We start from the raw sequence: 2,484 nt of genomic DNA, 5'->3' as shown, positions 1-2,484 counted from the left end.
TCTATGGGCTCGTCATCCTTTCCGCCGTCCTTTTCGACGATGCAACTGCAAGGCGACTTAGACTCAGCGCCACGGGAGAAGAATGATGAAAATAGATTCCTCCTCGTATACCGCCCCCATGACGTATACCGCCCCCATGAACGGGGGCGTGATATTGTCCTCGTTCCTCGGACACAAAGGCCGTTCCGGCCATACAGTTACTCGGTACTCTGCATGGGCGGTACGCCCTTCGAGTCGGAGCCTGCGACGACAAAAAGACCGGGTGCCCTCTGGGCGCGTGAATGGGGGCGGTATGCGAGGAGAAGAATGAAAAAGCTCCGCGCGTTTATCCCTGAGCTGGTCGCCATTGGCCTGCTGATTATCGCATTTCTTGTTAGCGCGATCCGTGAGCCGCGCTTTCTGGACATCGCGTATCTCTTCGACCGCTCGACACTCTACACCGAGACGGCGCTACTCGCGATTGCGCTCACTTTGGTGATTGTCGCCGGGCACATTGATCTATCCTGCACGGCAATCCTGGCGCTGGTCGGGGCACTCGTCACCACACTGCACAGCAAGGGCCTGCCCTTCGGGTTCTGTGCCGCGCTCGCGCCCGTGCTGGGCGGGCTGTTAGGAGCGATCAACGGCTGGCTTATCGCCAAGCGCCGCCTGCCGTCGCTGGTGGTCACTCTGGGCACCATGGCGCTCTTCCGGGGCGGGGCACAGATTCTCCTGGGCGACCACTCGCTCCCCGTTCCTGAGAGCTTCCAGCACTTCGAGAAGCTGGCGATTCCGCACACGTACTTCCATGCGCCGCTTTTTCTGGCCCTTGCCTTTGCGATTGCAGCGGGCCTGCTCCTCCATAAAACCGTCTTCGGGCGCTATGTGGGCGCGGTTGGCACCAACGCCGAAGCGGCACGCTACTCCGGTGTCCCCGTGCCCGGTGTCTTGATGAAGCTCTTTATTCTCTCCGGGGCGGTCGCCGGAGTCGCCGCGCTCACCCTGCTCTCGCGCCTGGGCGTCGCCCGCTTCGACCATGCCCGTGGGCTAGAACTCGACGCCATCACCGCGGTAGTCTTAGGCGGCACGAGCATCTTCGGGGGACGCGGCACGATCTTCGGCTCACTCGCCGCGCTGCTTCTGATCGGCGTCGTCCAGACCGGCATGGGTGTCGCCGGAGTCAAGGCCGAAATTCAAGTCACCGTCATCGGCGTCTTGCTCCTCGTCGCCGTTCTCCTCGCGAATCTGACGGCGCGTAAAAAGCGCTAGAAGAAGCCGCCGAGGCCGGTATCAAGCGGGGTCCCGTAGCGCCCGCCGGTGCTGGTCTGCGGCGAGGGGAAGGCTTTGAGGCGGAACGAGAGGTTGATGCCCTTCTCGGTACGAAAGCCGAAGGGCTGGTCCACGTAGCTCAGCGTGATCTCATAGTCGTGGAACGCGCGGGTGAGCGCAAGGGAGTTGGAGTCGAAGCGGTGGGTAATGTTATTGTAGTTGCTATTGCCGGTCAGTCGCGTGTCATTGTCCAGAAACTGGGTGCCGAGGATGGAGCGGACTTCCCGGAGCTTTTTCACGGTCGGATCGTAGCGGGCGCTGGTGTCCAGGATAAACTTATTGCCGCGCTGGAAGTGCCCGTAGTGATCCAGCACGGTGAGCTTGCCGCTGTTAATATCGTAGGTCGTGCTCAAGCGGCTGAGATGGCTGTCGGAGGGGCGAAACTCACTATTCAGGCTGAGCTGGTTCCAGGGCGAGCGTCGCAGGCCAAGAATGGGCTCCTGGCGCGCCTGCAAAATATCGTAGCCCGTGCTGAGCCGGACACTGGCATGGCCGCCGGTTTTCTGGGCATTGAGGCTTAGACCATTGAGGGTGGAGGCGAAGTCGTTGCGAAAACCGGGCGGTGTCCCACCGTAGGGCCGCGAGTAGTTGTAGGCGAGCGAGAGCGCCCCGGAACTGCCGAGCGGCTGGCTCAGGTTGGTAGCCTGGCTCACCACATACTGCGCGGCGTAGCCACCATCGTAGATTGTTTGGCGGAACCCGCCCCCCGCATCCAGGCGTAGCCCGCCTTTTCCCAGCCGCGTGCTCCTGCGATTGAGATCTGTCTGGAGCAGAAAGCGCTTGGTATGAAGCTGGCCCGTGGTGCCCGACGACGAGATGCTCTCCAGAAAGTCGCCGTAGCCCAGAGTCAGGCCGGAGAAGTAGCTGCTCAGTGGCCCCTTGAGCTGGTTGGTGGTCAGGGTCAGCTCGGGGAGCTTTTCGCTACCGCCAAAGAAAGAGCCACCACTGCTGGTTCCTGATGTCGAATTGCGCAGGTTGCGATTGGCGACCAGCTCCGCCCGAAACGGCCCCAGTGTTGTGGAGGCGCGCAGGTCTGCATTTTCCTGGATACGCCCCGTGCGTGTGGTCCCCGATGCGTTCAGGTTGTCTGTGCCATTGAAGCGGAAGCTCAGCGTGCCGTTTTTAGGGAGCGGGAGCTGCTGGGTGAGGCCATACGTGCTGGTGCGATAGACCGAG

At 61.8% G+C, this 2,484-nt stretch carries 2 protein-coding genes; one reads left to right on the top strand and one right to left on the bottom strand.

Translation table 11 applies throughout. The features are described 5' to 3' along the window. The first annotated feature begins 306 nt into the window (after positions 1-306). Positions 307-1,248, top strand: coding sequence for an ABC transporter permease (locus tag ACH2EH_RS00395; RefSeq protein WP_395137711.1), 942 nt, complete (start codon positions 307-309; stop codon positions 1,246-1,248). On the opposite strand, the gene ACH2EH_RS00390 is transcribed toward ACH2EH_RS00395, so the two are convergent. Further along, a partial coding sequence (locus tag ACH2EH_RS00390; RefSeq protein WP_395137709.1) for a hypothetical protein occupies positions 1,245-2,484 on the bottom strand: 1,240 nt, incomplete at its 5' end. The two genes, ACH2EH_RS00395 and ACH2EH_RS00390, sit on opposite strands and share 4 nt — an antisense overlap.

It is taken from the genome of Armatimonas sp. (assembly GCF_043760365.1).
In the GTDB taxonomy this organism is placed as follows: Bacteria; Armatimonadota; Armatimonadia; order Armatimonadales; family Armatimonadaceae; genus Armatimonas.
Note: the sequence above shows the minus strand (reverse complement) of the source record. Positions and strands in the feature narration are given on the sequence as shown.

What these genes read in the sequence shown, in the direction of transcription:
- ACH2EH_RS00395 (WP_395137711.1), top strand. Translation starts at nt 307, where the DNA reads ATGAAAAAGCTCCGCGCGTTTATCCCTGAGCTGGTCGCCATTGGCCTG.